Origin of the sequence: Gilliamella sp. GillExp13, from assembly GCF_001690815.1 — a bacterium.
Classification (GTDB): Bacteria; Pseudomonadota; Gammaproteobacteria; order Enterobacterales; family Orbaceae; genus Gilliamella; species Gilliamella bombi.
Map to the genome: position 1 here is coordinate 1 of NZ_LZHJ01000063.1, position 1,916 is coordinate 1,916.

At 35.1% G+C, this 1,916-nt stretch carries 3 protein-coding genes and 1 pseudogene; all 4 read left to right on the top strand.

The features are described 5' to 3' along the window. Positions 1 to 265 precede the first annotated feature (265 nt). On the top strand, positions 266 to 532 hold the full coding sequence (locus A9G37_RS04490; protein WP_065574748.1) for an IS3 family transposase: 267 nt from the start codon (positions 266 to 268) through the stop codon (positions 530 to 532). Between the two features lie 20 nt (positions 533 to 552). Beyond that, positions 553 to 730 (top strand): annotated as a pseudogene (locus tag A9G37_RS13495) (RHS repeat-associated core domain-containing protein); the annotation flags it as partial. A gap of 324 nt (positions 731 to 1,054) precedes the next feature. Continuing rightward, entirely contained in the window at positions 1,055 to 1,537 is a 483-nt protein-coding gene (locus A9G37_RS04500) for a hypothetical protein (RefSeq protein WP_065574751.1), read from the top strand. Positions 1,538 to 1,653: 116 nt separating this feature from the next. Continuing rightward, on the top strand, positions 1,654 to 1,916 hold a 263-nt coding region (locus tag A9G37_RS04505; RefSeq protein ID WP_065574752.1), incomplete at its 3' end, for a transposase.

Genomic DNA, 1,916 nt, shown 5'->3' on the forward strand with positions numbered 1-1,916 from the left:
CGCCAAAATCAAATGAACTATTTGATAATGTAAAAGCGCTTTATTGGCAACATAAAGCCCGTTTAGGCGCACCAAGTCTAGTGCACGATATGAGAGAGAAAGGTTATGATATATCCGAAAGAACGGTCAGTTGAGTATTGCAAAAATTAGAATTACGCAGTAAAGCTGTGCGCAAATTTAAACCTAAGATGGCCCCCACGTTATCTTATAACACGTTGCCCAATACATTAGATAGGCAGTTTAATCCTAATAAACCCAATCAAGTTTGGTAATTGATATCACTTATATCAAAACGAGAGAAGGTTGGTTATACCGTTGTGTCATTATTGATTTATTTGGTCGAAAAGTAATTGGAAGTCAAACTAGTTCACCTATTGATAGGCATTTAGTTTGTAACACGCTCAAAAATGTTTTATTTTGTCGTCAATTTCCTAAAGGCGTCTTAATTCACAGTGACCGAGGAAGCCAATATTGTAGTGCTGCTTTTAAGCGATTAGTGTTACACCATGGGCTTAAGCAAAGTATGAGCTGAGCAGGCAATTGTTGGGATAATTGCGGGGGCAATATTACGATAAAGAAACCGGTTTACATTACAACACATTTCGGTATTATGACCCTAACTGCGGACGCTTCACCCAGCCCGACCCCATAGGCTTAGCTGGTGGTATTAATCTTTATCAGTATGCGCCTAATACCTTGACTTGGGTTGATCCATTTGGATTAATGAGTTGTAAGCCAAACCATCAGGCAGGAAAAAGTTATAAAAAATATGGACATGCTCGTAATCAACATGGTTCTCAAATTAATGCACAAAAATTAATTGACAGAGCAAAGAATCCAAAAGACCCTAGACCTATAGGGCATTTTAGTGATAACAGAATGATAGAAGAAGCGTTTGCTAAAGCACCCACTACACATGGAGTACATGATGTTAAAGTTTCACAACCATCAAAAGTGTATTATCCTGATGGAACTACAAAAACAACGGATATTGTAAGGGTAGTCATTAGAGACATACCTATTACAGCTTATCCCTATATTCCTGGAGATTAAAATGGAAACTATATTTGAGGTTAACTATCAAAATCCTATAGGCGATATTGATGATGATATCGATGATGAGCTAACCCCTTTCCAATATGCATTAGAAGAATTGAGAAGATATGCTGATCCAGAATTTTACATTAAACTGAAAGACAACTATAGAGTACATTTTTATATTTATGCAGATATAACATCGGCTTATGAAGACATAGTTAAATCTATCAAACGAGTGAAAAATAATTGGAAAGGCAAAGATGATATTTGGTTTTGTGAGCAAGGTTCTGATTTTTACTTCTATTACGACATTAAAGATAAAGGTGTAGAACTTGAATATAAGAAGGGACCAGATGTAGGCATATATAATGGAAAAATTCCGGATATGAAAATTTTTATCAGTAAATTAGAGTACGTACAGGTTTGGGAAACTTTATTTAAAGAATTATCTATGCTTATTGAAGTAAAACTTAATAAAAAAATTAATTTACCATTTTAGTAATGTTTAAAAGTACTTAATTGGTTAGGGAAACATAATGGATCGGCTACACTAATTAGTACCAGTTTTATAAGGTCATTGTTATGATAAACTAAAAATAAGAGAAGGTAACAACAATGGCAATCGATTCATCACGAAGAGCAAAACGTAGCTTTACTAACGAGTTCAAAAAACAAATGGTCATGCTATATCAAAATGGTAAAAAACGTGCGGATATCGTCGCAGAGTATGACCTCACCAAATCAGCATTAGATAATTGGATAATGCAGTACCAAACTACCGGCTCATTCATCGCAAAAGATAATCGTCGAACTGAAGATAACGAACTTATCGCGCTACGCAAAGAGAATAAACGCTTGTTAATGGAGAATGATATCCT